The organism is Massilia sp. TWR1-2-2 (assembly GCF_049897565.1).
GTDB lineage: Bacteria > Pseudomonadota > Gammaproteobacteria > Burkholderiales > Burkholderiaceae_D > JAFCUW01.
Genome location: NZ_JAFCWM010000005.1, coordinates 176,111 through 201,464, shown reverse-complemented (window position 1 = coordinate 201,464; position 25,354 = coordinate 176,111). Strand labels below are relative to the sequence as shown.

At 63.8% G+C, this 25,354-nt stretch carries 20 protein-coding genes and 3 pseudogenes; 9 read left to right on the top strand and 14 right to left on the bottom strand.

All coding sequences use genetic code 11. The features are described 5' to 3' along the window. Positions 1 to 10 precede the first annotated feature (10 nt). Positions 11 to 2,284, bottom strand: a complete 2,274-nt coding sequence (locus tag ACP7DD_RS06965; protein ID WP_426173983.1) for a TonB-dependent receptor domain-containing protein — start codon at positions 2,282 to 2,284, stop codon at positions 11 to 13. A 456-nt stretch (positions 2,285 to 2,740) separates the two neighbouring features. Here ACP7DD_RS06965 and ACP7DD_RS06960 point away from each other — a divergent pair, with 456 nt between their 5' ends. Beyond that, positions 2,741 to 3,796, top strand: a complete 1,056-nt coding sequence (locus ACP7DD_RS06960; RefSeq protein WP_426173982.1) for a UDP-glucose--hexose-1-phosphate uridylyltransferase — start codon at positions 2,741 to 2,743, stop codon at positions 3,794 to 3,796. 217 nt (positions 3,797 to 4,013) lie between these two features. On the opposite strand, the gene ACP7DD_RS06955 is transcribed toward ACP7DD_RS06960, so the two are convergent. Then, positions 4,014 to 5,186: a glycerophosphodiester phosphodiesterase gene (locus tag ACP7DD_RS06955; protein WP_426173981.1), complete on the bottom strand. Its 1,173-nt coding sequence runs from the start codon at positions 5,184 to 5,186 to the stop codon at positions 4,014 to 4,016. Positions 5,187 to 5,619: 433 nt separating this feature from the next. Here ACP7DD_RS06955 and ACP7DD_RS06950 point away from each other — a divergent pair, with 433 nt between their 5' ends. Then, a complete protein-coding gene (locus tag ACP7DD_RS06950; protein ID WP_426173980.1) occupies positions 5,620 to 6,006 on the top strand; it encodes a hypothetical protein in 387 nt (128 codons plus the stop codon). Positions 6,007 to 6,008: 2 nt separating this feature from the next. Next, entirely contained in the window at positions 6,009 to 6,842 is an 834-nt protein-coding gene (locus ACP7DD_RS06945; protein ID WP_426173979.1) for a response regulator, read from the top strand. A gap of 194 nt (positions 6,843 to 7,036) precedes the next feature. Here ACP7DD_RS06945 and ampC read toward each other — a convergent pair. Together ampC and ACP7DD_RS06935 are read right to left on the bottom strand one after the other, a co-directional pair. Next, positions 7,037 to 8,089, bottom strand: a pseudogene (ampC, locus tag ACP7DD_RS06940) (class C beta-lactamase); the annotation flags it as partial. A gap of 18 nt (positions 8,090 to 8,107) precedes the next feature. Further along, positions 8,108 to 8,854: pseudogene (locus tag ACP7DD_RS06935) on the bottom strand (penicillin-binding transpeptidase domain-containing protein); the annotation flags it as partial. A 159-nt stretch (positions 8,855 to 9,013) separates the two neighbouring features. On the opposite strand from ACP7DD_RS06935, the gene ACP7DD_RS06930 reads away from it, so the two are divergent. Then, positions 9,014 to 9,394: a BlaI/MecI/CopY family transcriptional regulator gene (locus ACP7DD_RS06930; RefSeq protein WP_426173978.1), complete on the top strand. Its 381-nt coding sequence runs from the start codon at positions 9,014 to 9,016 to the stop codon at positions 9,392 to 9,394. Beyond that, complete coding sequence (gene blaOXA / locus ACP7DD_RS06925; protein ID WP_426173977.1) at positions 9,391 to 11,172, top strand: class D beta-lactamase; 1,782 nt, start codon at positions 9,391 to 9,393, stop codon at positions 11,170 to 11,172. The genes ACP7DD_RS06930 and blaOXA overlap by 4 nt, the downstream gene beginning before the upstream one ends. A 626-nt stretch (positions 11,173 to 11,798) precedes the next feature. On the opposite strand, the pseudogene ACP7DD_RS06920 reads toward blaOXA, so the two are convergent. The 6 genes and pseudogenes from ACP7DD_RS06920 to ACP7DD_RS06895 all read right to left on the bottom strand — a co-directional run. Further along, positions 11,799 to 12,119: pseudogene (locus tag ACP7DD_RS06920) on the bottom strand (dihydrodipicolinate synthase family protein); the annotation flags it as partial. Positions 12,120 to 12,196: 77 nt separating this feature from the next. Then, positions 12,197 to 12,334, bottom strand: coding sequence for a hypothetical protein (locus ACP7DD_RS06915; protein WP_426173976.1), 138 nt, complete (start codon positions 12,332 to 12,334; stop codon positions 12,197 to 12,199). A 45-nt stretch (positions 12,335 to 12,379) separates the two neighbouring features. After that, entirely contained in the window at positions 12,380 to 13,546 is a 1,167-nt protein-coding gene (locus ACP7DD_RS06910; protein ID WP_426173975.1) for an ABC transporter substrate-binding protein, read from the bottom strand. A gap of 26 nt (positions 13,547 to 13,572) precedes the next feature. After that, complete coding sequence (locus ACP7DD_RS06905) at positions 13,573 to 15,420, bottom strand: feruloyl-CoA synthase (RefSeq protein WP_426173974.1); 1,848 nt, start codon at positions 15,418 to 15,420, stop codon at positions 13,573 to 13,575. Between the two features lie 11 nt (positions 15,421 to 15,431). Then, on the bottom strand, positions 15,432 to 16,877 hold the full coding sequence (locus tag ACP7DD_RS06900) for an aldehyde dehydrogenase (RefSeq protein ID WP_426173973.1): 1,446 nt from the start codon (positions 16,875 to 16,877) through the stop codon (positions 15,432 to 15,434). Positions 16,878 to 16,953: 76 nt separating this feature from the next. Then, a complete protein-coding gene (locus ACP7DD_RS06895; protein WP_426173972.1) occupies positions 16,954 to 17,787 on the bottom strand; it encodes a p-hydroxycinnamoyl CoA hydratase/lyase in 834 nt (277 codons plus the stop codon). A gap of 91 nt (positions 17,788 to 17,878) precedes the next feature. Between ACP7DD_RS06895 and ACP7DD_RS06890 the strand changes: the two genes are divergently transcribed. Together ACP7DD_RS06890 and ACP7DD_RS06885 are read left to right on the top strand one after the other, a co-directional pair. Further along, a complete protein-coding gene (locus tag ACP7DD_RS06890; protein ID WP_426173971.1) occupies positions 17,879 to 18,346 on the top strand; it encodes a MarR family winged helix-turn-helix transcriptional regulator in 468 nt (155 codons plus the stop codon). Between the two features lie 101 nt (positions 18,347 to 18,447). Then, a complete protein-coding gene (locus tag ACP7DD_RS06885) occupies positions 18,448 to 19,911 on the top strand; it encodes a catalase (RefSeq protein WP_426173970.1) in 1,464 nt (487 codons plus the stop codon). A 70-nt stretch (positions 19,912 to 19,981) separates the two neighbouring features. Here ACP7DD_RS06885 and ACP7DD_RS06880 read toward each other — a convergent pair whose 3' ends face one another. Continuing rightward, a complete protein-coding gene (locus ACP7DD_RS06880; RefSeq protein ID WP_426173969.1) occupies positions 19,982 to 21,157 on the bottom strand; it encodes an ABC transporter substrate-binding protein in 1,176 nt (391 codons plus the stop codon). Between the two features lie 248 nt (positions 21,158 to 21,405). Between ACP7DD_RS06880 and ACP7DD_RS06875 the strand changes: the two genes are divergently transcribed. Both ACP7DD_RS06875 and ACP7DD_RS06870 read left to right on the top strand, forming a co-directional pair. Continuing rightward, positions 21,406 to 22,497, top strand: coding sequence for a porin (locus ACP7DD_RS06875; RefSeq protein WP_426173968.1), 1,092 nt, complete (start codon positions 21,406 to 21,408; stop codon positions 22,495 to 22,497). A gap of 146 nt (positions 22,498 to 22,643) precedes the next feature. Then, positions 22,644 to 23,096: a GNAT family N-acetyltransferase gene (locus ACP7DD_RS06870; RefSeq protein WP_426173967.1), complete on the top strand. Its 453-nt coding sequence runs from the start codon at positions 22,644 to 22,646 to the stop codon at positions 23,094 to 23,096. Positions 23,097 to 23,124: 28 nt separating this feature from the next. Here ACP7DD_RS06870 and ACP7DD_RS06865 read toward each other — a convergent pair whose 3' ends face one another. From ACP7DD_RS06865 to ACP7DD_RS06855, 3 genes are all read right to left on the bottom strand, one after another. Further along, positions 23,125 to 23,820: a hypothetical protein gene (locus ACP7DD_RS06865; RefSeq protein WP_426173966.1), complete on the bottom strand. Its 696-nt coding sequence runs from the start codon at positions 23,818 to 23,820 to the stop codon at positions 23,125 to 23,127. Continuing rightward, on the bottom strand, positions 23,817 to 24,245 hold the full coding sequence (locus ACP7DD_RS06860) for a RusA family crossover junction endodeoxyribonuclease (protein ID WP_426173965.1): 429 nt from the start codon (positions 24,243 to 24,245) through the stop codon (positions 23,817 to 23,819). Before ACP7DD_RS06860 ends, ACP7DD_RS06865 begins: the two co-directional genes overlap by 4 nt. A gap of 143 nt (positions 24,246 to 24,388) precedes the next feature. Continuing rightward, on the bottom strand, positions 24,389 to 25,234 hold the full coding sequence (locus ACP7DD_RS06855; RefSeq protein WP_426173964.1) for an IclR family transcriptional regulator domain-containing protein: 846 nt from the start codon (positions 25,232 to 25,234) through the stop codon (positions 24,389 to 24,391). Between the last annotated feature and the right edge of the window lie 120 nt (positions 25,235 to 25,354).

The window sequence follows — 25,354 nt, the reverse complement described above, 5'->3', positions numbered from 1 at the left end:
GCGCTGTGCATCAGGCGCCGTCGGGCCCCGCGCCGCCCGGCCCCATGCCGCGACCGATGCCCGGCCCGCGGCCCGGCCCACGCTGGCGCGTGCTCTCGTCCGGCGCTCTTGCGGCCGGTCCGCCGAAGCGGTACGACAAGCCGACATACAGCAGGCGGCCGTCGAAGCGACGCGTGCTGATCTCGCGCAGCGTGGCGCTGTCGACCACGGTTTCCATCTTGTTGGTGTTGAATACGTCGGTGACGTTCGCCACCAGCGTCAGCTGCGGTGTCAGCACGTGGCGCACCGACAGGTTCATGGTCGAGCTGGGCGAGCGGTAGCCCTGGCCCGACAGCGTCTTGCCCTGCATTTGCAGCGCCAGCTGGAGCTGGGTGGCGGCGTCGTACTGGTAGTTCAGGCGCGCGCGCGCGCTCAGCGAATTGGCCGTGCGGGTGCGCAGGACGCCCAGGCTGTCCTGCGACGTCAGCTCGTTGCGCGCCAGGTTGCCGTTGGCGTTGATGGTCAGCGTCGGCGTCAGCTTGCCGCTGACGGTAAATTCGAGCCCGCCGGCGCGGCTGCCGGCGCCGTTGGCGCGCGTCGTCAACAGCACGTTATCGTCGAGGAAGTAGCGGTAGTCGACGATGGCATCGGTATCGCGTCGAACGTACCCGCGCAGATTGGTCTCCAGGCCAGCCATGCGCGTCTCGTAGCCAAGCTCGAACGAATCGGTCTGGGTCGGCTTCAGGTTCGGATTGCCTGAAAAGACGTTCAAATCGTCGCGGTAGATCACCGCCGGATTCAAGTCCGTCGCGCTGGGCCGGCGCAGGCGGTGCGCGTAGCTGAAGCGCAGGTTGCTGTCGTCGCTGACCTTGTAGGTGGCGAAAAAGCTCGGCATCAAATTGATGTAGCTGTTCTTCGCCGCGGCGCTGCCCAGGCGCTGGTGGATATCGAGATCGGTATACTCGGCGCGCAGCCCGGCCTGGGCGCCCCAGCGCTCGTTGATGCGCGTCTGCCAGGAGCCAAACAGCGCCGCGGTGTCTTCCTCCAGCTCGTACTCGCTGCTGCGCCGCGGGTTGTCGATGGCGGCGCCGCCGATGATGTCGGTGTAGACGGTCTGGCTGCTGCTGCGGTTGCGCGCCAGCTTGTAGCCGAACTTGGCCGCGCCGCCGGCCAGCGGCCGATCGTAGTCGCCGGTGAAATCGACGATGCGGTTGCCTATGTCGTTGTGCTGGCGCGCCTGGCTGTTGACCATGCCGGGACCGAAGATGGCATAGGTGTTGGCGTACTCGCTGTCGCCGACGTTGTTCGAGGACGACACGCGCACGTCGAACTTGAGCGTCTCGCCAGGCAAGGATCCCTTGTGGTCGTAACGCGCGCCCCAGCTGGCGTTGCGGCTGTCGCCTTCGCGCGCGGTGACGCGCTCGTAGTCCGACAGCAGCACGCCGCCGAGGCCGTCGAAGATATAGCGGTCGCGCCCTTGCTGGTCGTTGCTGCGGCCGTTGAACGAGGCGGTGGTGCTGACGCTGTCGTTGGCGCCGATGTTGTAGCTGACGGTGCCGTTGACGCCGACGGCGTCGTTCAAGCCGGCGCTGGCCGATTGCTGGGTGCTGTGCACCATGGCGCCGCTGACGCGGTCGAGGCGATCGCGGCTCGCCGTGCCGGTGGAATTGCGGCCGTCGTGGCGCACGTTGATGCCGCCCTGGTAGCCCCACGCGCCTTCGTTGTAGGTGCCGGAGACGGCGCTGTTGTAGCGGCCCGCGGAACCGAGGTTGGCGTTGGCCACGCCGGCGCCGCCCGGCTTGCGGTTGCGGCGCATGACCAGGTTGAGGATCGGCCCACCGCCGCCTTCGTTACCGAATTGCGCGCCCGGATTGTTGATCACCTCGACCGACTCGATGTCGTCGGCCGCCATCGCCTGCAGGCCGGCGCCGCGGTTGTCCCCTTGCAGCATGGCCGATGGCTTGCCGTCGACGAGGATCTGCACATTGCTGCTGCCGCGCAGCGTGACGCTGCCGTCCGGGTCGACCGCCACCGACGGCACGTTGTTCAGCGCGTCGGCGGCGGTGCCGTTGCTGCTCGAGACGTCCGCGCGCACGTCGTAGACCTGGCGGTCGATGCGGTTGGTGGGACGCTCGCCGGCGACCGTGACCGATGGCAGCACCTGGGCCGGCATCGCCGCTGGCGCCCTCGCGGGCGCGATGGCGGTTGCTGGCGCCGGCGGCGCGCCGGCGGCGTCCTGCGCGAAGGCGTCGGCGTGAAGGAGAGCGGCGCCGCTGAGGCAGATGGTCAAGAACGAATTGGGCATGGATCGAGTGGTCAAGTAAGGTGCGCTGGTTGGCAAAACAGGATGTCAGGCGCGAAGCCTAGCGCAGTCCGGCCGCATGCAAGGCGCGGCCTTACCAAACCTTACACGAACGTACATGTTTTGCCACAGTCGATACATTACGAAACATAGCCGCCGACCCGACGTCAGTGTGCCGAGCGCGATACCGAGCAGGGCGCCCGGAATCATGATCTTGAGGTTTTCCTTGTCCCCCTTGCAGAGCGGCGGGAATCGCTGCTGCGTAAAGCAGCGGATCGACAATCATGCATGGCCTTCGACGGCCGGTCGCGCCGCCACGCTTGCAGTCACACTGCGCCTGCCATTGTAATGTTCAGTCCTACGGAACGGCCGGCTCAGCGTTGATCGGCGTGTTGCTCGCCGCCATTTACGCACCTTGGTGGTAGCATTTACCGGATCGCGAAACCGGAGACCACTGCCATGTTCAATCCTTCAGATCATCCCCACCGCCGCCGCAATCCGCTCACCGGCGACTGGGTGCTCGTGTCGCCGCACCGCGCCAAGCGTCCCTGGCAGGGTCAGCAGGAAGCGGTCGACCACGCGCTCAGGCCGGCGCACGATCCCGCTTGCTATCTGTGCGCCGGCAACACGCGCGTCAACGGCGAACGCAACCCGCTGTACGACGGCACGTTTGTGTTCACGAACGATTTCGCTGCGCTGTTGCCCGACACCCCCGAGGCGGCGCCACAGAACGATCCGCTGTTCCAGAACATGAGCGCGCGCGGCGTCAGCCGCGTTATCTGTTTCTCGCCGGACCACAGCAAGTCGCTGCCGCAGCTCGCACTGCCGGCCATCAGGCAGTTGATCGAAACCTGGTGCGAACAATTGGCCGAACTGGGCGCGACCTATCGCTGGGTCCAGGTGTTCGAGAACAAGGGCGCCGTGATGGGATGTTCGAACCCCCATCCGCACGGGCAGATCTGGGCGTCGAGCTTCGTGCCCGACCTGCCTGCCACCGAAGACGTGCAACAGCGCGCCTATTTTGCCGAGCATCGGCGGGCTATGCTGCTCGACGTCGTCGAGCGCGAGGCGGCGGCGCAGGAACGCGTCGTCGTCGATACCGAATACTGGCTCGCCGTGGTGCCGTACTGGGCCAGCTGGCCATTCGAGACATTGCTGCTGCCCAAATTCCCGGTGCAGCGCCTCGAAGACCTGGACGATGCACAACGCGTCGATCTGGCGCTCGCGCTCAAGCGCCTCACCACGCGTTACGACAACCTGTTCCAGACCTCGTTCCCGTATTCGATGGGTTGGCACGGCGCCCCTTATTTGTCCGCCGGCGCCGACGCCGTCCCGTGGCAGCTGCATGCGCATTTTTACCCTCCGCTGCTGCGCTCAGCCTCGGTGCGCAAATTCATGGTCGGGTTCGAGATGCTCGCCGAAAGCCAGCGCGACCTGACGCCGGAACAGGCAGCGGCCCAACTGCGTGCGGTCTCCACCGAGCTGCTTTACCTCGATGCCGACCATCGTCAGTGAGATCTTCGATGAACAGATCCGTGGCGGCCCGCGCCGCTGCCGCACTGGGGGCTTGACGTTGTGCTGAACCGGCGCGATTCGGCCCCGGCCTGCCGGCGAGCCGCCTGGCTGCCGCAGTCGGGCTTGAGCATGACCAGGCCGACGCTGGAGGTGGCCATGATCGCGCCGTTGTTCGCGATCGCCAACCCCAAGCCGCCTGTGGAGAGCCGCGCTGCCGCTACTTGTAGGCCGCCACAGCGGCGCGGCCCACCGCCGGATCGTCAGTGAAAAAGCCATCGATGCCGGCCTTCAGGTAAGCGTTGATCTCGGCCACCGCATCGCCGCGCTGCGACAGCGACGCAACGTCAGGTCGGCGCATGCTCACCGGCAGGAACGGATTTTCCGGCCGCAATGTCCAGGTGTGCACTTTCAAGCCAGCCGCACGGGCATCGGCGACGAAGCTGGTCGCCGCGCCCAGTTCATTGGTGGCGGTGCGCGCAATGATCACTTCCTTGTACGGCGACACCACGTCGGCATACCCGGCGATTTCCCGCAAGCCGGCCGGGGTCACCAGGTCGGCATACGTGCGCGTGCTGCCCGACGCCACAAAGTCGTAGGGCGCATTGCGCGGCGCGCCGTTTGGTGCCGGCGGGTTCTTCGGATTGTCGATCAGCTGCACGATGCGCATGTCCGTCAGGCTGCGCAGCTCCTTCAGGTTGGCCACTTCAAACGACTGGACGAAAACCGCAGCCGCCTTGCCGCGGTAGCCGCTCGCGACCAGTTGGTCGACCAGGCGCTTTTCCAGCGGCAGGCCGATCGACTTGAAATAGGTGGGATGCTTCGTCTCCGGATATATCCCGATGACCTTGCCGCGCGCAACGCTTTCCTTCTTCACCAGGTCAATCACTTCCTGCAGGGTCGGCACGTCGAACTGGCCGTCGTAGGCGGCGTTCGCGGGCCGGTTGGCGGGGATGCGTTCCTTTGCCCTCAGCGTCTTGAGTTCGGCCAGTGTGAAGTCTTCGGTAAACCAGCCGGTTACAGGGATGCCGTCGATGTTCTTGGTCGTCCTGCGCCCGGCGAACTGGCTGGCGGTGGACACGTTGGTGGTGCCGGAAATATCATTCTCGTGGCGCGCGACCAGCACGCCGTCCCTGGTCGCAACCAGATCGGGCTCGATGATATCGGCGCCGTCGTCGATGGCCTTGAGATAAGCGGCCAGGGTGTGCTCCGGACGCAGCGCGGACGCACCGCGGTGCGCTGTGACGGTCTGCGACGGCGGCCACGCCGCGCCTGGGTTTTGCAAGTCGACCGGCTCGCCGCCGCAGCCGCTCAGGAGCACGGTGGCGAGGACGGCCGCGAAGCTGGTGAGCGTGGGATGGAATGAAGTTTGGGCGAGTAGGGCGTCATTCATGGTGGCTCCGTTTAGCGATTAGAAAGTGTGCATACGCTGAAGAGCCTAACAAGCCCGCGTTACCGTAGCGTGACCAGCGCGAGGGTTTGCGCGCCGCTCTTGAATACACCTGCCATGAGCAAGCTACAACATCGATGCCGCCGGCAACGTCGTGCAAAGTGACCTGGTCGGAGGTCGCCGGCGGCCTGGACGTACGCTACCAGTCCGATGTACTGTCCGAGAACAACTACTATCTGTTCACCAATCTGAAGCCGGCAGCTGTGGGCGGCAAGCTGTCCGATGGCAAGGATGCGATTAGCTACCGGGCCTCTGAGGCATTGATCGGTACAATGTCGTATTCGCGCCCGAGACATTTACCGCAACGCTCCCATCCTTTCCAACACCAGAGCCGCCGTCGGAGGTTAATGACGCTACTGCTTGTGATGATAGCGGCTTGAACATGCGCGAGTTGATTAGCCGTCATGACTGGGGGACCAAGATCGGTCCGCTTGCGGCGTGGCCTGCCAGGCTGCGCGTGATCGTTGACCTGATGTTAGATTCCGTCGAGCCAATGGTCATATGGTGGGGACGGGACCGAATTCAAATTTACAATGATGCGTACGCCTCTCGGGTCGATGGGAGAGGGGGCAGTCTCGCCCTTGGTCTGCCTGCTGCAGAGACCTGGAAGCAGGGATGGGCGACGATCGAGCCGCTTGCCGACCGCGTTTTTATTACCGGTATATCCGAGAGCTACAATGATTTTGCCTTCAATATCGAACGCAACGGCAGGTTTGAGGAAGCTTACTGGACCTACTCCTTGACGCCTATTCGCATCAGTTGACAGTGGCCGCAGAGCGCGCGCCAGCGTTCAATCCGACGGATTTGCATAGCGTGAAGCTTCATGCGCCTGCCGTATCGGCTGTCATGACATTCCATGTGCGCGTCAACGCGCGTGAGGTCGGGATCGATATCGATCTTGCCGTCGACTTCCTGCCCAGTACCCACGTCGCGCTGGATGACGACTACCGTGTTTTCCGTGAACAGTTCAGCCTGCTGGTCGCCACTGCCCAACAGCGCATCGAGAACCAAGCACGTCGTCGCATGGTGGAAGCGGAACGCGACAGGCTGCTCGATGCGCCGGTAGGTGCAGCTGTCATGCTGGGACAAAACCTCGATTGCCATTTGGTCAATTCCGTGTACGCGGCGGTAAGTGGACGGCCGGCCGAGCAGATGGTGAACAAGCCTTTTGTCGAGGTGTACCCGGAACTGCTGAGTTCACCCGTGCACGAGAAGTTCAAAGAGGTGTATCGAAGCGGCGACGCCCGATCGATCGTCAGGTGGACTGGGCCTGGGCCTGGCCCTCGTCAAGAGCGTGACCGAATTACACGGTGGCCGGGGGTAGACGACAACCACGATGCAGCGTCGATGCTCGCCATGCTGCTTGAAGCATCAGGCCATCACGTGATGGTTGAGAATTCGTCTCGCAAAGCACTGGAACGAGCCAAGCAAGGCGCTCCACAAGTTTGCATACTCGATATCGGTTTGCCGGAGATGGATGGCATCGAGCTGGCCAAGAGGCTACGTGCGCTGCCGGAAACAGCCAGCGCTTTGCTTGTTGCAGTCACTGGCTACGGTCAAGAGCAGGATCGCGAGCAAACCAAAGCCGCGGGATTTTGATCATCACCTTGTCAAGCCAGCCGATCTCAAGCAGCTTGCAGCCATCATCGCGGAAGTAAGGAGGGCCTAAAGCCAGGGCCGCTTCGGGTCGACTCGGCCGCCAGGGCGCCGCAAGTCACCTGTACGGAACCGACGAGCCCACCGTTCCCGTGCGCGTCGGCCCGCTCTAGCTATTCGCTTGAATTGTCGGCAGGTCAGGGCGCGGCAGGCGCCAGCTGGTTGAGCAGTCGCCATGCGGTGCTGATGCGCTCATCCGATGGCACGACGCGATTGGACAGCATCACGATGGCGATTCCGCGCGCCGGGTTGAACAGCGCATAGGAACTGAAGCCGCCGGTAGCTCCGGTCTTGTGCAGCCACACGTCCGCTTGCGCTGGCGCGGATGGGTCGACGATGCTGGCCGGCTGGGATTCCCAAGACATTTTGCGGTCCGTGCCGGCCAGCAGCTGCTCCAGCCCCGCCTGGCCGGGGTACTGCTCCCACACGAGCGCCTGCGTCAGCGCGCCGGCCTTGAAGTAGGCCGTATGCGTGTGCGCGACGGCGCGCGCCAGTGTGGCATCGAGCTGCACCAGGCCCATGTTGGCGTCCAGAAAATGGATCATGTCGCGCGTGGTGCTCTTCACGCCATAAGCCTCATCGGCCAGCACGTTTTGATTCATGCGCACGGGCGCGCCCTTGTCATCGTAGCCTTGCGCGTATTGCGCCACCTGCCCGGCCGGCACCCGGATGAAACTGTGTGCCAGGCCCAGCGCGGGAAACAGCGTTTTCTCCACAGCGTCCACGTAGGGCACGCCGAGGCTGCCGGCTGTGGCGAGCGACAGCAGGCCTATGCCGGGATTGGAATACGTGCGGTGGGTGCCCGCCGCATGGCTGCTCTTCCAGTGCTTGTAGTACGCCGTCAGTTGATCGTAGCTCTTGATTTCCTTCGGCACCTGCATTGGAAAATCGCCGGCGGTGTTGGTGCCCAGGTGCATCAGGCTGATCTTGTCGAAGCTGCTGCCGCGCAGCGCCGGTACATGGCGGCTGACCGGGTCCGTCAAGGCAAGTTTGCCTTGCGCTTGCGCATAGGTCGCCAAGGTTGCCGTAAACGTCTTGCTGAGCGAACCTAGCTCGAACAGGGTGTCGCTGCCGACAGCTTGCCCGGTCTCCTTCGACGCCACGCCGGCATCGTAGAAATAATGCTTGCCGTTCAGGCTCAGCGCCACCGCCATGCCGGGAATCGCGTTCTTCTGCATCAGGGGGACAATCGCCCGTTCCAACTCGATGGCGTTGACCAGGGCGGGAAATTCGCCGATCAGGCCATCGCGCGCGAGCACGGCGGTCGAACCACCCGGCGCCTGGGTTTTTTCTTTTTCGATCAGGCGCGCAAATACATAGGTGCGCGCGGCGCTGCCCACACCCCTGGACGCCCAGCCTACATACCAGCCGTAGCCCGAGCCCATGCCGGTCTTGCCGTTGATGCGCCAGCCTTCCGGCGACTGACCGGACTGCGTCAGCTGCGCCGTCATGGTGTAGGCGTGCTCGCTGACGCCCAACTGGCGATTGACCAGCTTGCCGAGGAAACTTAGCTGCCCCAGCGGCGAAATGCGCAGCGACGATTCGAGCCAGGACGCGGTCAAGCCGTCATGCCCGGCGTCACCGGCCAAGTCACCGTTCCCGTACTGAAAGCGCGCGGTGTAGGCGGCAAAGCGCGCCTTGCCCAGCGATAGCGTGAGTTGCTGGGAATACCACACCACCGACTCGCTCATCCACTTGGCCGGTGCGGTCGCGCTGCGCCAGCTGGGGCGCCAATCGACATCACCGGCGCGAAACGGCAGCTCGGGCGCTTGCGCGTCCTTCAGGAAGCCGGCGTCGTAACCCATCAGGCTGAGGGGGATCTTGAAGGTGGACGCTGGCGTCACCTGCCGCTGGCAGTCGCCGCGCGCAAACAGGACTTTGCCGGTGGCCGCATCGGCAATCGCCGTGCAGATTTCGGCGGCGTGGACAGTGGGAGTAACTGCCAGCGCTGCCATGCCGGCCAGTACCGCGATGGCGATAGAACGCAAAGTCATAGGTTTCCTTTTTAGTGCCGCGGAGTGCGACAACGCTGTCGATTGTGCGACATGTGTCGCATTAATGTCAATTGTTTTATTCTTGGTGACATAGGTCGCAAAAGCCTGCACAATCTGTGCATGGCTATCCCCTCCATTTCCGAACTCTCCATCCTTAAGGCGCTGTGGAAACAGTGTCCCTTGAGCGCGCGCGAAATCCACGACCAGGTCGAACCCGAACTCGGCTGGTCGTATTCGTCCACCCGCAAGACGCTCGAACGCATGCTCGACAAAGGCTCTGTCAACCAGCAGACGCGACACGGCGTGCAGGTGTACGAGGCCGCGCTGGAAAAGGTTGGCACCCTGGCCGCGTTCGCACACGACTTCGGCAAGCGCGTGATGGAAATCGACACGCCGCTGCCGGTCATTATGTTCACCGGCAGCAAGCTCATTGACGATGCCGAACTGGCGCAGCTGGAACAGCTGCTTCACGACTGGCCGGTCGACAACGACGCGGCATGAACGAGTTTGCCCAGTTGCTGGACCAACTTCCCCTGCGTTTTTTGCTGGCCAGCGGGGGATGCCTGGCCGTCGGCCTGGGCGTATGGGGGGTGACGGCGCTGCTGCGCCGCTTGCCGGGGGTTGCACTGCAGCGCTCCACCTGGCTGCTCGGCCAGGCCACCGTGGTAGCCGCTTTCCTGGTGATTTTGCTGCCGCACAGCGAGCGCCTGCGCCTGGTGCCGCCCATCGAGCTGCCCGACATGGCGCAGACCGGTCCCGCCGCGCCGCCAGGCCCTGTCGCGCTCGCGATACGCGCCGTTGCAGCCGGCGCCACGCCCGGCGCTTATTCCGGCTCATGGGTGACGTTCGCCGCGCGCGCCTGGCTGCTGGCTTACCTGCTAGGGCTCGGCTACGCCGTGTTCCGGCTGCTGCAAGCGCGCCGCATGCTGAACGGCCTGGCAGCGGCTGGCCACCGCCTGCCGTCGCCGGCGCATCCGGCGCGTTCGCCCATCGTCGTCGAAGTGGACGCGCCGATTTCGCCCATGCTGTTCGGCGTTCTCGCACCGCGCCTGCTGCTGCCGCGGCACCTGCGCAGCTTCGATCCCACGCAGCGGCAGCTGATCGTCGAGCACGAGCTGACGCATTGGCGCCGGCGCGACTTGCAATGGATGAGTCTGGCCGTCGTGCTGCAAACGCTGCTCTGGTTCAACCCTTTCATGCGACTGCTGCGCAGCAGCCTGTCGTGGACCCAGGAACTTGGCTGCGATCGCGACGTGTTGCGCGGCCGTCCGCCGGCGCAGCGCAAAGCGTACGCGGCGGCGCTGGTGGCGCAACTACGCCTGCAGCACGCCACGCCGAATACGGCGCTAGCCTTCGGCGGGGCCTTCCCCGGCACCCTGGCCGCGCGCATCACGCTGATGCGCGAGCCGTCGCCGGCGCGCGGCCACCGCGCGAGCGTGGCCCGCGTCGCCGCCATCGGCGCCCTGGCGTGCGTGTTTGCGGCCAGCCTCGTCTTCCAGCCCGCGCTGGCATGGCGCATCGCCCCGGCCGCCTCGCAGGCGCCGTTCAGCTGCACCATTCTGCTCGACGCGGCCAGCGGCGCGCTATTGTCCCGCGAAGGCCACTGCGATGAGCGTGTCACCCCCGCTTCCACTTTCAATATTCCAGTCGCCTTGATGGGCTTCGACAGCGGCATCCTGCAAGGCGAGCACGCGCCTGTGCTGCCGTTCAAGGCCGGCTACCCCGGCTATGTTGCATCGTGGCGCGCCGATACCGATCCCAGCAGCTGGCTGCAAAACTCGGTCGTCTGGTACGCACAGCAAGTGACGGCCGGACTGGGCGCTGCGCGCTTCCAGCAGTATGTACAACGTTTCGGCTACGGCAACCTGGACCTGCGCGGTGATCCCGGCGAGGATAACGGCCTGGCGCAATCCTGGATCAGCTCGAGCCTGCGCATCTCACCGATCGAGCAAGTGAGCTTCCTGCGCAAGGTGGCAAACCGCGACCTGCCGCTGTCGGCCAAGGCGTATGCCATGACTGAGCGCATCATGCCGAGGCAAGCACTGGTCAATGGCTGGGAACTGCTCGGCAAGACCGGCACCGCGCCGGCGCTGCTGCCCGACGGTAGCGATGACGCAACCCGCCAGTACGGTTGGTATGTGGGTTGGGTCAAGAAAGGCGGCCGCACGGTGGTATTTGCACGCCTGGTGCTCGATGCAAAACAGGAGTCGGCCATGGGTGGCCCGCGCGCCCGCGACGCCATGCTGCGCGAACTGCCGGCCCGGCTGAACCGGCTCTGAAACAGGCTTGCCACAGGGGCGCGCGATCATGCAAATTACGTTGATGCGTCACGGTAAACCTCATCTGCCAAAAGACGGATGGGTTACTCCACATGGCATGAAACAATGGATTGAACATTACGATAATTCTGACGTCGAAACTGACTCGATACCACATGAATGCTTTACCGTTGCGGCATCGGAAAAACTCATCGCTACGAGTACACTAAAACGCGCGGAATCATCTGCCTAGGCGCTTGGCCACCCGGTCTTGATGAACGATGCGGTCTTCTCGGAAGCGCAACTTCCTCATGCACTTTGGCCAGCGCCATACTTGCCACCCAAAGCATGGGCAGTTTTTTTTCGATTGTTATGGCTTTGCGGTTACTCGCGCAATGCCGCGTCTCATAAAATTACTCGAATCCGGGCCAAAGCGGCCGCTCAGAAGCTTATCGTGGCAGCTAACGACGGCCCAGTTCTGCTGGTCGGGCATGGCGTCATGAATCGATATATCGGGAAAGAACTGCTGGCATCAGGTTGGACTGCAAGGTCCCTGGTCCCCTGCAATGAAAGAGCTCAGAAGGCCGGCGCCGAACAAGGCGCCGGCCATCTGCAACGTCACCCTTGCGACAGTTCGCCGTCGCGCACGCGCCACAGGTCGAGCGGACATGCTCGACCAGGCCGTCCTGGCTCGCTTCGGTCAGGTAGTGCGGCATCAGCAGGATGCCGTGGGCGCCGAGGCGCTCGGCTTCCTGCGCGTACTTGATGGCGGTGCGGGTCGGCCCGCCGGCGCCGGCCAGGATAGGCACCTTGCCGCGACACGTTTCCACGGCGACCTTGACGACCTGGGTGTAATCGTCCGGCGTGAGCGAAAAGAATTCGCCCGTGTCCCCGGCGACGAACAGCGCGGTGGCGCCGTACGGGGCGAGCCACTCGAGGCGGTCGGCGTAGGTGCTGGCAACGAAGTCAAGAGCGAGTCGGGTGGCAACGGCACCTTCTCGTACGCCTATAACCTTGGGCCCGATAGCGGCCGCTGCACGCTCACTTACGACATGCGCGACATTCCCGATGCGATCACCGTGATAAACGGCGGCGGGGTGTTGTTCAGCACCGGCGGCCTGATCTCCGGCTCACGCACCCTGACCGTGCCGTACAGCGGCGATTCGAACGTTGCCGCCAACATGAGCGCGCCTGCGCTGGAGCTGGCGGCAACAGACCTGCACCAGGATCAGTTCGGCATGACGTCCTTGAGGACGCCGACCGGCTGGTTAATCAGCTTGCCGTTGACCTTCTTGACTTCGCGGATGTACATGTTCTGCACGATGTCGCGGCTGGCCGGGTCGATGCTGATCGGGCCGCGCGGGCTCTCCCACTTCATGTTCGACAGCACCTGCATCGCCGCGTCGCCTGTGACGTTGCCATTGAGCTTGCGGATCGTTTCGTAGATCATTCCCATCGTGTCGTACGCGGCGACGGTGACGAAGGTCGCCGGCGGACGGTTCGGATTGGCGGCGGCGTAGGCCTTCAGGAAGGTCTTGTTCGCTTCGTTGTCGAGCGCGGTCGAGTAGTTCAGCACCGTGATGGCGCCAAGCGCCCGCTCGCCCAGCGACTCGAGGGTAGGGGAGTCGCTTGTCATGTCGCCGACGCCGAGGAACTTGACGCCCGTCTTGTCGAGCCCCTTGTCGCTGAACGCCTTAAGGACGCCGATGCCGTCTTCGGCGCCGGGGGCGAAGAAGAACAGCGCGTCCGGCTTTTCATCCTTGACGCGCTGGATGAATGGCGAGTAGTCGGGATTTGCCAGCGGCACGCGCGACGAGCCGACGATCTTTCCTCCGCCGGCGGTAAAGCCCTTGGTAAAGCGCGCCTCGGCGTCGATGCCGGTGCTGTAGTCGCTGACCAGCGTGTAGACCTTGCCGACCTTGTTTTTTGCGGTCCAGGTGCCGAACGGCTCGGTCATCTGCTGCATCGTCATCCCGGTGCGCAGCATGTACGGCGACTTCGACGTAATGCCGGTGGTGACCGCGTTCATGACGATCATCGGCATCTTGGCCTGGGTAGCGATCGGCGCCACCGCCAGCGCGCTCGGCGTCAGCGAAAAGCCGACCAGGAAGCTGACCTTGTCGCGTGAGATCAGCTCCTGCGCGGCGCGCTTCGACAGTTCGGCGTTGGTGCCGCCGTCGTCGCGGTAGATGATCTCGATCTTCTTGCCGGCCACCTTGTCGCCGTTTTGCTGCAGGAAGGTCTTGATGCCGTCTTCGAACGGCTTGCCGGTATTGGCAAAGGGACCGGTCAACGCGGCGATGACGCCGATCCTGATCGTGTCCTGGGCGAGCGCCAGGTTGCTGGCAAACGGCAGGGCAGCCAGCACGACGCAGGCTAGGGTCTTCATTTTCATATCGTCTCCTTTTATAGTTATGCTGGTCATGCCAGCTTTGCTGCAAATATCGTCTGCGCTTCGGGTGCTTCGTACATCGATTCGACCACCGCAGCACGCCGTGTCAGCACGGCCGCCTGGTTGACCGAGCCCTTGTCGGTCAGCTCGCGCTGGTCGATCGACGGTGGCTCCGCCAGCAGCAACAGGCGGTCGATGCGGGTAGCCGATCCGCTGGCGTCGGCATTGAGGCCGTCGACCAGCTGCTGGAAAAACGTGCGCACCGGCGCGCTTGCCAGCACGTCGGAAGCGCTTGCGCCGATCGGCAGGCCTGACAACGCGTGGCAGTTTTCCGGCCGCAGAAAAATCAGCAGGCCGATGGCGTCGCGGTTGATGCCGGTGACCACCGCCTCCATCACGTACGGCGCCCCCTGGCTGATGACGCGCGCGCGCAGCGGCCCGACGCTGACGAACGTTCCGGTGCTGAGCTTGAAGTCTTCGGCGATGCGGCCGTCGAACATGAAGCCGAGCTCCGGATGCTGGTCGTCGGCGAAGCGCAGCGCGTCGCCGGTGCAGTAGAAGCCGTCGGCGTCGAACGCTTCCGCGGTCAGGCCCGGCGCGCGCCAGTAGCCGGGCGTCACATGCGGGCCGTGAAAGCGCGCTTCCATCTTGGCGCCGACCGGCACCAGCTTGACCTTGCAGCCAGGCGCCGGCACGCCGACGTAGCCTGCCTTGACGATGGCGCCGGTGCCGAAGGTGCAGGACGGCGACGTCTCGGTCATGCCAAGCCCGGTCATGATGCGGATCGATTCGCCGCAATGGGCCACGGCGATGGCGTCGAGCCGGTCCCACGCCGCCTGCGAAAGGCCGGCGCCGGCGCAGAAGAACAGCTTCACGCGCGAGAAGAACGTCTCGCGCAGCGCCGCATCGCGTTCCAGCGCTTCGGTCAGCATCTCCCAGCCTTTCGGGATATTGAAGTAGATGGTCGGCGCGATCTCGGTCAGGTTGCGCAGCGTGACGGGGAAGTCGCGCGGCATCGGCTTGCCGTCGTCGAGGTACAGCGTGCCGCCGTTATAGAGCACGATGCCGACATTGTGGCTGCCGCCGAAAGTGTGGTTCCATGGCAGCCAGTCGAGCAGCACCGGCGCTTCGTCGGCCATGAACGGGAACGTCTGCAGCAGCATCTGCTGGTTACTGCACAACATGCCGTGCGTTGTAATCACGGTCTTCGGCTTTTTGGTCGAGCCGGAAGTGAACAGGAACTTGGCGATGGTGTCGGACTTGATGTCGGCATTGGCCTGGTCGACGCTGCCCGCGCTGGCGCCGAGCAGGCTGGCAAAGCGCGTGGCCTGGCGGCCTTCAAAGTCGCCGTCGTCGAGAATGAGTTCGGCATCAGGCGGCAGTACGGCCGCCAGTGCGCGCCCAAAGGCGGCGCCATCGGTGGCGTACACCGCGCCCGGCGTGAGCTGGGCGATCAGTTCTGTCAGCTTGCCGTAGTCGGTCGCCACCAGCGAATAGGCCGGCGACAGCGGCGCGTACGGCACCCCGGCGTACATCGCGCCGAGCGCCAGCTGGAAGTGCTGCAGGTCGTTGCCAGACAAGATCACCAGCGGCCGCTCGGCCGACAGGCCGCGATCGAGCAGCGCCTGGCCTATGCGGCGCGCGCGCGACAGCACGTCGGCATACGACAGGCGTATCCATTCGCCGTCGGCGCCGCGACGTGCCACCAGCGTGCGCTCCGGATGCGCCGAGGCGCGCTGCACCAGGCGGTCGGTGAAGCGCGCCGGAAAGTCGCCCAGCGGCGTGACGGCATCGACATGCCAGACGCCGTCGGCCCGCCAGGCGGCGATCTCCGGCTCGCCGAGCCTGACGGGCCGGCGCTTGACGGGTTGGTTCATCGTACGCTCCGTCAGATCGGGTAGTGGCGCGGCGTGGTCTGGATCGTGATCCAGCGCAGGTCGGTGAATTCGGCGATCGCCGCCTTGCCGCCGAAGCGGCCGTAGCCACTGCCTTTTACACCGCCAAACGGCATCTGCGCTTCATCGTGCACGGTCGGGCCGTTGATGTGGCAGATGCCCGACTCGATGCGCTGCGCCACCGCCATCGCGCGGCCGATGTCGCGGCTGAACACCGCCGACGACAGGCCGTATTCGCTGTCGTTGGCCAGGCGGATCGCTTCCTCGTCGGTGTCGAAGCGCAAGATCGACACGATCGGCCCGAACGACTCCTGCTGGTAGATCGCCATGTCGGGCGTGACGCCGTCGACGATCGCCGGCTGCATGATGTTGCCGACCACGCCGGCGCCGGACTGCATCACCGTGGCGCCGCGCTCGCTCGCATCGTTGACCAGCGCGGCGACGCGATTTGCCGCCGCCGGGTCGACCATGCCGGCCAGCGGCGCATCGGCCGCGGCGGCGCGCAAGGTGGCGGTCTTGGCGGCGAATTTTTCGAGGAAGGCCGGCGCGATCTTGCGGTCGACCAGGATGCGGTCGGCCGACATGCAGATCTGGCCCTGGTTGAAAAACGCGCTGAAGGCGGCCGCTTCGACGGCGGCGTCGAGGTCGGCGTCGTCGAGCACCACGACAGGGTTCTTGCCGCCCAATTCGAGCAGCACGGGTTTCAGGTGCAGCGCGCATTGCTGGGCGATGATGCGGCCGACCTGGGTCGAGCCGGTGAAGTTCACGCGGCGCACGGCCGGATGCGCGATCAGGCGCTCGACGACGGCGGCCGCGTCCTGCGGCGCGTTGGTGATGACGTTGACCACGCCCGGCGGGAAACCGGCTTCGTCGAACACGGCGCCGATCAGGCGGTGCAGCGCCGGGCAGATTTCCGACGCTTTCAGGATGACGGTATTGCCGCAGGCGAGCGGCATGGCCAGCGCGCGCGTGCCGAGGATGACCGGCGCATTCCACGGCGCGATGCCGACCACCACGCCGCATGGCTGGCGCACGCCCATCGCCAGCGATCCTGGCAGATCGGAGGGAATGACTTCGCCGCTGATCTGGGTCGTCATCGATGCCGCTTCGCGCAGCATGTTGGCCGCCAGCGTCACGTTGAACTGATACCAGACCGGCGCGCCGCCGGCTTCGGCGACGCCGCGCGCGACGAAGTCAGCGCGGTGGCTCTCCATTACGTCGGCCGCTTTTTGCAGCAGCGCGCGGCGCGCGCCAGGCAGCATCGCCGCCCACGCCGGAAACGCCCGCTGGGCGGCATCGATGGCGCGGTCGACGTCGGCCAGCTGCGCGGCGGCCGCGCGCGTGGCGACGTCGCCGGTGGCGGGATTGCGCCGCTCGAACACGGCTTCGTTGGTGGCGGCATGCGACTCGCCGCCGGTCAGTAGATCGGTATTGAACATCAGAGGTCTCCTCTGTTAATTGGATGATTGGCATGCCGCCGGGGCGGCTGCCGCCTCTATCGTTGGATTGCGTGCTTCAGCTGCGCTTGTACGTTTGCAGGCCCGGCTTGATCGTCTTGTCGTCGAGGAACTGCTTGAGGCCTTCCTCGCGACCCTTTTCCGGGTCGCGATAATTCGACTGGTCGGTCTTGGCGTACAGGTAGTCCTCGCCCTGTTCCCACGTCAGTTCGCGCGCGCGCTTGAAGCCCTGCTTAGCATAGCGCAACACGACCGGGTTCTTTGCCAGCAGCTTTTCGGCCAGCGCGATGACGGTCTCGCGCAGCTGGTCTTTCGGCACGCTCTTGTTGATCAGGCCCATTTGCGCCGCCTGCACGCCGGTGAAGGTCTCGCCCGTCATGATGTAATACAGCGCTTCGCGGTGGCCCATGGTGTCGGCGACCGCCTTGCTGACCAGGTTGCCCGGCGGGATGCCCCAGTTGATTTCGGACAGGCCGAACACGGCGTCGTCGGCGCCAATGGCCAGGTCGCAGGCGACCAGCGGCGAGAAGGCGCCCCCGAAGCACCAGCCGTTGACCATCGCGATGGTAGCCTTGCTGTACATGCGCAGCAGCTTCCACTGCCACTGCGAGCAGTCGCGGCGCATGCGTTCCTGCATGATTTCCGGCTTGCCGTCGGTCTCGCGGAAGTATTCCTTCAGGTCCATGCCGGCGGTCCAGGCATCGCCGGCGCCGGTCAGCACGATGACCTGCGCCTCGTCGTCGAGTTCCAGCGTTTCGAGCACGTCGATCATTTCGCGGTTGAGCGTAGGACTCATCGCGTTGCGTTTTTCGGGCCGGTTCAGGGTGATCCAGCCGATGCCGTTCTCGACATCGACCTTCACGGTTTGCCAGCGCGCGGCATATTTGGACATACAATGTCTCCTCTTGAGTAAGTTTGTTATCAGGCTACCTGATATGTAACTTATACTATACACACCTGTCCCGCTGTACAAGTTGAATTTTATGGTCCCCGCAAACTTATCCCCATCGCATGACGACGGCGTCAAGCCGCTCGGCCTAGCTTACCTGGTAGGCCGGCTCGACCATGTGCTCAACAAGCGCCTGCGCGATTGCCTGGCGCCGTTCGGCCTGTCGGTGTCGCAGTACACGGCGCTGTCGGTGTTTCGAGCCCAGGGTGCGCTGTCGAATGCGCAGCTGGCGGTACGCACGATGATTTCGCCGCAGTCGGCCAACGAGATGGTCAAGACGATGGAAGTGCAGGGCTGGATCGAACGCAATCCGGATCCGACGCACGGCCGCATCATCCAGATCAGCCTGACCGAACGGGGCCAGGCGATCCTGCGCGAGTGCGACGCCAAAGTGAGGGCGGTGGAGATGGTCATGTTTCCCGACATGAAGGACGAGGAGCGCGCGCGCCTGCACGCGCAGTTGCGCGCGGCGGTGCGCGCGATGAGTCTGGAAGGCATTTAGCGCACTTAGCCTTTGGCTATTGAGACAATAAAAATTATTGCCTGCGACTATTGCTTGCGTACGTTACTATTGCTTAACTGAAACGCACCTAAGGAAACATCGTGAACGAGCCTATCCTCACCACCGCCTCCGGCATCCCGGTCGACGACAACCAGAATTCGCTCAGCGCCGGCCCGCGCGGCCCGCTGCTGTTACAGGACTTTCACCTGATCGAGAAACTGCAGCGCTTTAACCGCGAGCGCATTCCCGAGCGCGTCGTGCACGCAAAAGGATCCGGCGCGTTTGGCACGTTCACGGTCACCGAGGACATCACCGCGCTGACCAAAGCGAAGCTGTTTTCCGAAATCGGCAAGAAAACCGAAACGTTCCTGCGTTTCTCCACCGTGGGCGGCGAGCGCGGCAGCGCCGACACCGAGCGCGATCCACGCGGCTTCGCGATGCGCTTTTATACGGAAGAAGGCAACTGGGACCTGGTCGGCAACAACACCCCTGTGTTCTTCATCAAGGACGCCATCAAGTTCCCCGACTTCATCCACACCCAGAAGCGCGATCCGAAATCGAACCTGAAGTCGCCGAACATGATGTTCGATTTCTGGAGCAAGGCGCCGGAGAGCCTGCACCAGGTGACGATCCTGTTTTCCGAGCGCGGCACGCCGGACGGCTACCGTCACATGCACGGCTTCGGCAGCCACACCTACAGCATGATCAACGCTGCCGGCGAGCGCGTGTACGTGAAGTGGCACATCAAGACGCGCCAGGGCGTCAAGAACCTCAGTGCGGACGAGGCCGGCCGACTGGCGGGCAGCGATCCGGACTACGCGCAGCGCGACCTGTTCAATGCGATCGCCGCCGGCGACTTCCCGCAGTGGGACGTCAAGCTGCAGGTGGCGACCGAGCAGCAACTGGTCGCATGGGAAGCGCGCAACGGCTGGAACCCGTTTGACGTCACCAAGGTCTGGCCGCACGGCGACTTCCCGTTGCGTCTGGTCGGCGTGTTCGAGCTGAACCGCAATCCCGACAATTACCACGCCGACGTCGAGCAGGTGGCTTTCTCGCCGGCCAACGCGGTGCCGGGCCTGGGCTACTCGCCCGACAAGATGCTGCAGGGTCGCCTGTTCGGCTATCACGATGCGGCGCTGTACCGGGTTGGCACCAATCACCAGCATCTGCCGGTCAACGCGGCGCGCTGCCCGGTCTACAACCAGCAGCGTGATGGCGAGATGGTGGCGCAAAACGGCGGCGCATCGCGCAACTACGCCACCGTCGAGGCGGCCGGCTTGCCTGACAGCGGCATGGGCAACGGCGAACCGCCGCTGGCATTGAGCGGCGCGGCCGGACGTTACGATGGACGCGGCAAGGAAGACGACTTCACCCAGGCCGGCAACTTGTTCCGCCTGATGACGGCGCAGGAAAAGCTGAGCTTGTGCAGCAACCTGGCCGGTCCGCTGAGCCAGGTCGATGCCGACATCCTGCAGCGCCAGCTGGGCCACTTCGACAAGGCCGACCCGGCTTACGGCGCCGGCGTGCGCGCGGCGTTGGCGGCGCGTGGCGCCAACGTCGGTTGATGTAACGGCGGCAGCACGGGGTCAGACCGGCAGCACGGGGTCAGACCTAGGTCTGACCCCGGTTGTGCGATTACTTGCCTGGATCTTTGACGTCGGTAAACTTGTCGAACTCGACGTTGTAGAGTTCGCCGCCGACCTGCTCGACCTTGCGCACATACACCGTCTGCACGACGTCGCGGGTGGCCGGATCGATCATGATCGGGCCTCGCGGGCTGTTCAGCTTCATCCCCTTCAGCACTGCCATCGCCTTGTCGCCGTCGATATTGCCGTTCAGCTTGCGCGCTACTTCGTAGATCGCCGCCATGCCGTCGTACGCGCCGACGGCCATGAAGTTCGGCCGGCCGCCGCTTGGGTTGGCGCTGGCGAAGCTCTTCAGGAATGCCGCATTCTCAGGCGACTTGTGCGCCGCCGAATAGTGGAACGTCGTGATCACGCCCAAGGTTGCCGGGCCCATCGCCGGCAACACGTGGTCGTCCGTCAGGTCGCCGGTGCCGATGACCTTGATGCCGGCTTCGGCCAGGCCGCGCTCGCGGTAGCCCTTCATGAACGCAATGCTCTGCTCGCCGGCCGGCACGAACACGAACACCGCATCCGGCTTGGCATCCTTGATGCGCTGGATGAACGGCGAGAAATCGGGATTTTTCAGCGGTACGCGGATCGCCTCGGTCACCGTGCCGCCGCCTTTTACCAAGGTCTCCTTGAACGCGGTTTCGGCATCGATGCCGGGACCGTAGTCGGCCACCAGCGTGACCACTTTGCGGATGTTGTTCTTGCTCGCCCAGGTGCCCATCGGCGCCGAAATCTGCGGCAGCGTCATCGAGAAGCGCGCGATGTAGTTCGACTTGGTGGTGATGACCGACGTCGCCGCGTTCATGATGATCATCGGCGTCTTCGATTGCTCGGCAATCGGCGCGACCGCCATCGCTTCCGGCGTCAGGCCGAAGCCGGCCAGGAAATCGACCTTGTCGCGCACCACCAGTTCCTGCGCCAGGCGCTTGGCCACTTCCGGCGCCGGGCCGGTGGTGTCCTTCATGATGATCTGAATCTTCTTGCCGGCGACGGTGTCGCCATGCAGCGCCATGTACGCCTTGATGCCGCCTTCCATCTGCTTGCCGTAGTCGGCGAACGGGCCGGAGAACGGCGCGATCAAGCCGACCTTGATGGTGTCCTGCGCCTGCGCCAGCGGCGCGCCGAGCATCGTCGCTGCGGCCAGCGCCGCCAGCGCGGCGGTGTTTTTGATTGTCATTTCAGTCTCCGGTGCGTTTGATTTGGGGCGCACGGCGCCTGCCAATTCGAGCCGGCAAGCGGTGTCGCGCGCGGACGACACTGTCTCATGAACTAACGGAACTGTGTTCTTGACAATGCGTCGCGGTAACAATAGTATCCAATCAGCGTTCGATAAACAACCTATTGTTCGATTACCGCACAAATAATTTGGTCACTAATATCCTGCTTCAGCAGGGCCCAGTTCTACAACCCATAGGAGACAACACAATGAATAACACGATTCGCAGCGCTTGCGCCTTGCTTTGCGGCCTGTGCGCAAGCGCGGCCATGGCCCAGAGTTCGGTGACCGTATACGGCATCGTCGACAGCGGCCTGGTCTACACCACCAACATCAACGCGGCGGGCGACAATATCCTCAAGATGCCTTCGCTGACCAGCTCGTTCCCGTCGCGCATCGGCTTTCGCGGCACCGAAGACCTGGGCAACGGTCTGCAGGCGTTCTTCGTGCTGGAAAACGGCTTCGGCCTCGACAGCGGCACCATCGGCCAGGGCAACCGCTTGTTCGGCCGCCAGGCCAACGTCGGCCTGAAAGGCGCCTTCGGCACCTTCACGCTGGGCCGCCAGAACAACATGACCTACCTGGCGCCGCAGAAGGCCGACGTGCTCGGACCGAACCTGTTCGCCATCGGCAGCATCGACGGCTACCTGCCGAACGCGCGCAGCGATAACGCCATCGGCTACCTCGGCGTGTTTTCGGGCGTGACCGTGGGCGCCACCTACAGCACCGGCCGCGATACGTCCGCCGCCGGCGGCCCTGCCGCGACCAATTGCGCCGGCGAAGTAGCCGGCAATTCGAAAGCCTGCCGTCAGGTCACCGGCATGCTCGCCTACGACACCAAGGCATTCGGCGTCAGCGCCTCGTACGACGTTTTGTACGGCAACACCGGCGCCGCCGGCGGGCTCGCCAGCAGCGCCAACACCGACAAGCGCACCACGCTGAACGGCTACGCGATGCTGGGCGCGACCAAGATCGGCGCCGGCATCATCGCGCGCAAGCTGCGCGCCGTCACCGGTCCGTCCGATTTGGACCTGTACTACCTCGGCGTGAGCCACCCGCTGACGCCGGCAGTGGTGATCGACGCCCAGGTCGCAAAGCGCGACACCAAGGACAGCCCGAACGACGTCACCTTCATGGCCGCGCGCGCGACCTACAACTTCTCCCGTCGCACCGCGGTCTACGCAGCGATTGGCCAGATGAAGAACAAGGGTACGTCGGCAGTGGCGCTGGATGCCGGCGGCACGGTTGGTGCGGGCAAGACGCAGAATGGTTTGATGGGCGGCTTGCGCCACATGTTCTAAGCGTTGATGCAAAAAAAGGCGGCTTCGGCCGCCTTTTTTTCGTTTTGCATCGTCAGGTATCGAGCGGCCGCCCCGCCGGTTGCCGGTGCCTGGGCAAGGCAGTGATAAACTGGTTCAATCCCCCACAACGATAGCGGAAGCGGCTCATGCAGATTGCATTCGAAACCCCAGATCAACCTGATGTACACGAATTGATCGGTGAACTGGATGCATACTTGTATTCGCTTTATCCGCCCGAAAACGTCTACGCGCTGGACATGGCATCGCTGTTCGATCCTAGTGTCCTGTTTGCCGTAGTTCGGACTGCCGATGGCGCACCGATAGGCTGCGGCGCCATCGTCATCAAGCCGGAGTATGGCGAAATCAAACGGATGTATGTGCGCCCGACGGCACGCGGCAACGGAGTCGCCCGCAGGCTGATCGAAAGCCTGGAAGCGAAAGCAGAGCAGCAGGGATGCCGCACCTTCATGCTGGAGACGGGCCCGACGATGCGTGAAGCGCTTATTTTGTATGAACGCCTGGGTTACCAGTGCCGGGGGCCGTTTGGAGATTATCCGGAGGATCCGCTTTCGGTGTTCATGCAAAAGCACGCGAGCTAGTGATCGCAGATGCGCTACCTGCTAGTTTTCATTTGCTCGTTTCTTCAGTCACTTGCGCCGATGCGAGCGAAGCAGGCAGTCGATCCAGGAGTTTGTCGGCCATTTGCCGCAGAAGCTTGCAATCAGCAGGAGTCGCCGTCGGTTTTAGACTGTGCACAGCTTGGTTGCGAAGCGTCATTAGACGTCGGGCTGTCTCGTATTCCTCAATAGAGATGATCCCTTCAGAATACGCTCGATTTATCAAACTGAGGTCAGTGTAGCCGTCCGTCTCGACATGTTCTTCCAACACCAGCATGCGCAGGGCGAAAACGTATGCCATCCAAAGACCAGGTAAAACTAATCCTGACATCCTCGCATCGTCGACCAATGCATCCATGTTGCGTAGGATTTCGCGGATTGATTCGACGCTGAGGTCGCTGGTAAGGCTCGACGCACTTTGTTGAAGTTCATCGTCGCTCACGGTTACAAGCATGAACTGCCAGCCTGGGTGCTGTTGTGCCTGCTGGTCCAAACGAAAATAAGAATTGGAATCTGTTCTCGCACCCGGGGCTTTTACTTCGATGAGAATATTCTCGGAACCCTTCGTCGCCAGTATGTCGGGTATGTGATCGCCCAGCGGGAACGGTATCCTCGATGGCGGCGGCCCGAGAGTCACAACATAGCCGCGCTCTTCATACCGTTTTGCGATCAACCGCTCGGCTTGCAAGCTCTTCATCATATTCATTTCAGTTCCTCGGCGAGCGCGGACGAGTCCGATATCGCAACGTAGACGCATGCTTGCCCGTCGATGACGGCCTGAGCCAGTTTTCGCGGCAGCCCGCGAATAGCGGTTGGCTCGCTCAAATAGCGCATGTGGGCAGAAACGTCCAGAATCATGGAGTCATCGGCGTAAACCAACGTACACAATGCATCTTGTATGGGCTTGACGAAATTATTGATGTCACCAGGCCTCGGGTCCTCAGACAGGTACACCATGGTGAATTTTAGCCGATAGTCGTGCAGTGGTCTCGCGGGCCAAGCCTGGAATGCTCTGCCGAAAACATAGTCGCGCCATGCGTTCCTTGTGGCAGCATCCTTCGCCTGATGCGAAACAGGGCGGCGGGGCAACAGAAAGTCGACGATCAAGGGCACGGTTGCACCAGTCAGCATGGGTACCGCAAGGTACGTCACGTTGACTCGACGGCAGTCGACCCGATAGCATATGTTTTGTAGCAGGCTAACTGCTTTGACCGGAAGCTGGCGGAAGTTGCCCACAGCACGAACTGCAAACGCCTGCCGACCTTATGTCCAGATCACGGCAGCAGTATCGACAGCTCCTGCGCCCCACGCTGCAGCACCGGCAGGAACTCCGTCTCCATCTGCGTCGTGCTCACGCGCGCCGCCTGCGCGCCGACGTTCAGCGCCGCCAGCACCTTGCCCGACGCGCCGCGCACCGGCACCGCGATCGAACGCAGGCCCAGCTCCAGCTCCTCGTCGTTGATCGCGTAACCCTGCTGGCGCACGCCGGCGAGGATTTCGCGCAGGCGCTTTTGCGACACCACCGTGCGCTCGGTCATCGGCCGCAGCTTGGTGCGGGCGAAGTAGGCATCCAGTTCATCCGGCTCGAGATGGGCCAGCATCACGCGACCGAGCGACGTGCAGTACGCGGGAAGCCGGCTGCCGGCGTTGAGCGCCACCGACATCACGCGCGACGTCGCCGAGCGGGCGATGTACAGCACCTCGCTGTCGTCGAGCACTGCCAGCGAACACGATTCGTTGAGCGCGCGGCTGACGTTATTCAGGTACGGCTGCGACGACACCGCCAGCGGCGTCGACGACAAATACGAGTAGCCGAGCGTGAGTACTTTCGGGCGCAGCGAAAAATTGTTCATCTCCGCTTCGGCGTACCCGAGCTGCTTGAGCGTGTGCAGGCAGCGCCGCACGGCCGCACGCGGAATCCCGGTTTTCTGGCTGATCTGCGCGATCGTCAGCGCGCGCCGCGAATCGCTGAACGCGCGCAGTACCGCCAGCCCGCGCGCCAGCGACGTCATGAAGCTCGGATCGGTCAGCGCATCGATCTCTTCGGCGATGCTGCGCTCGGGCGCGTCGGCCACCGTCGCCGGTGCGGCCGCTGCTGGTTTGGAGGTTGTCTTGGCCATGTGCTTGTCAGAGTCCTTGCGGGCGCCGCCTTGCCGCGCCAGTGGGCGTGATTCTAGTCGAGTGGCCGCCGTTTGTGTTCACCGCATGTTTCGCTTGACCGCGGCGGGGGCGGTTCGCTA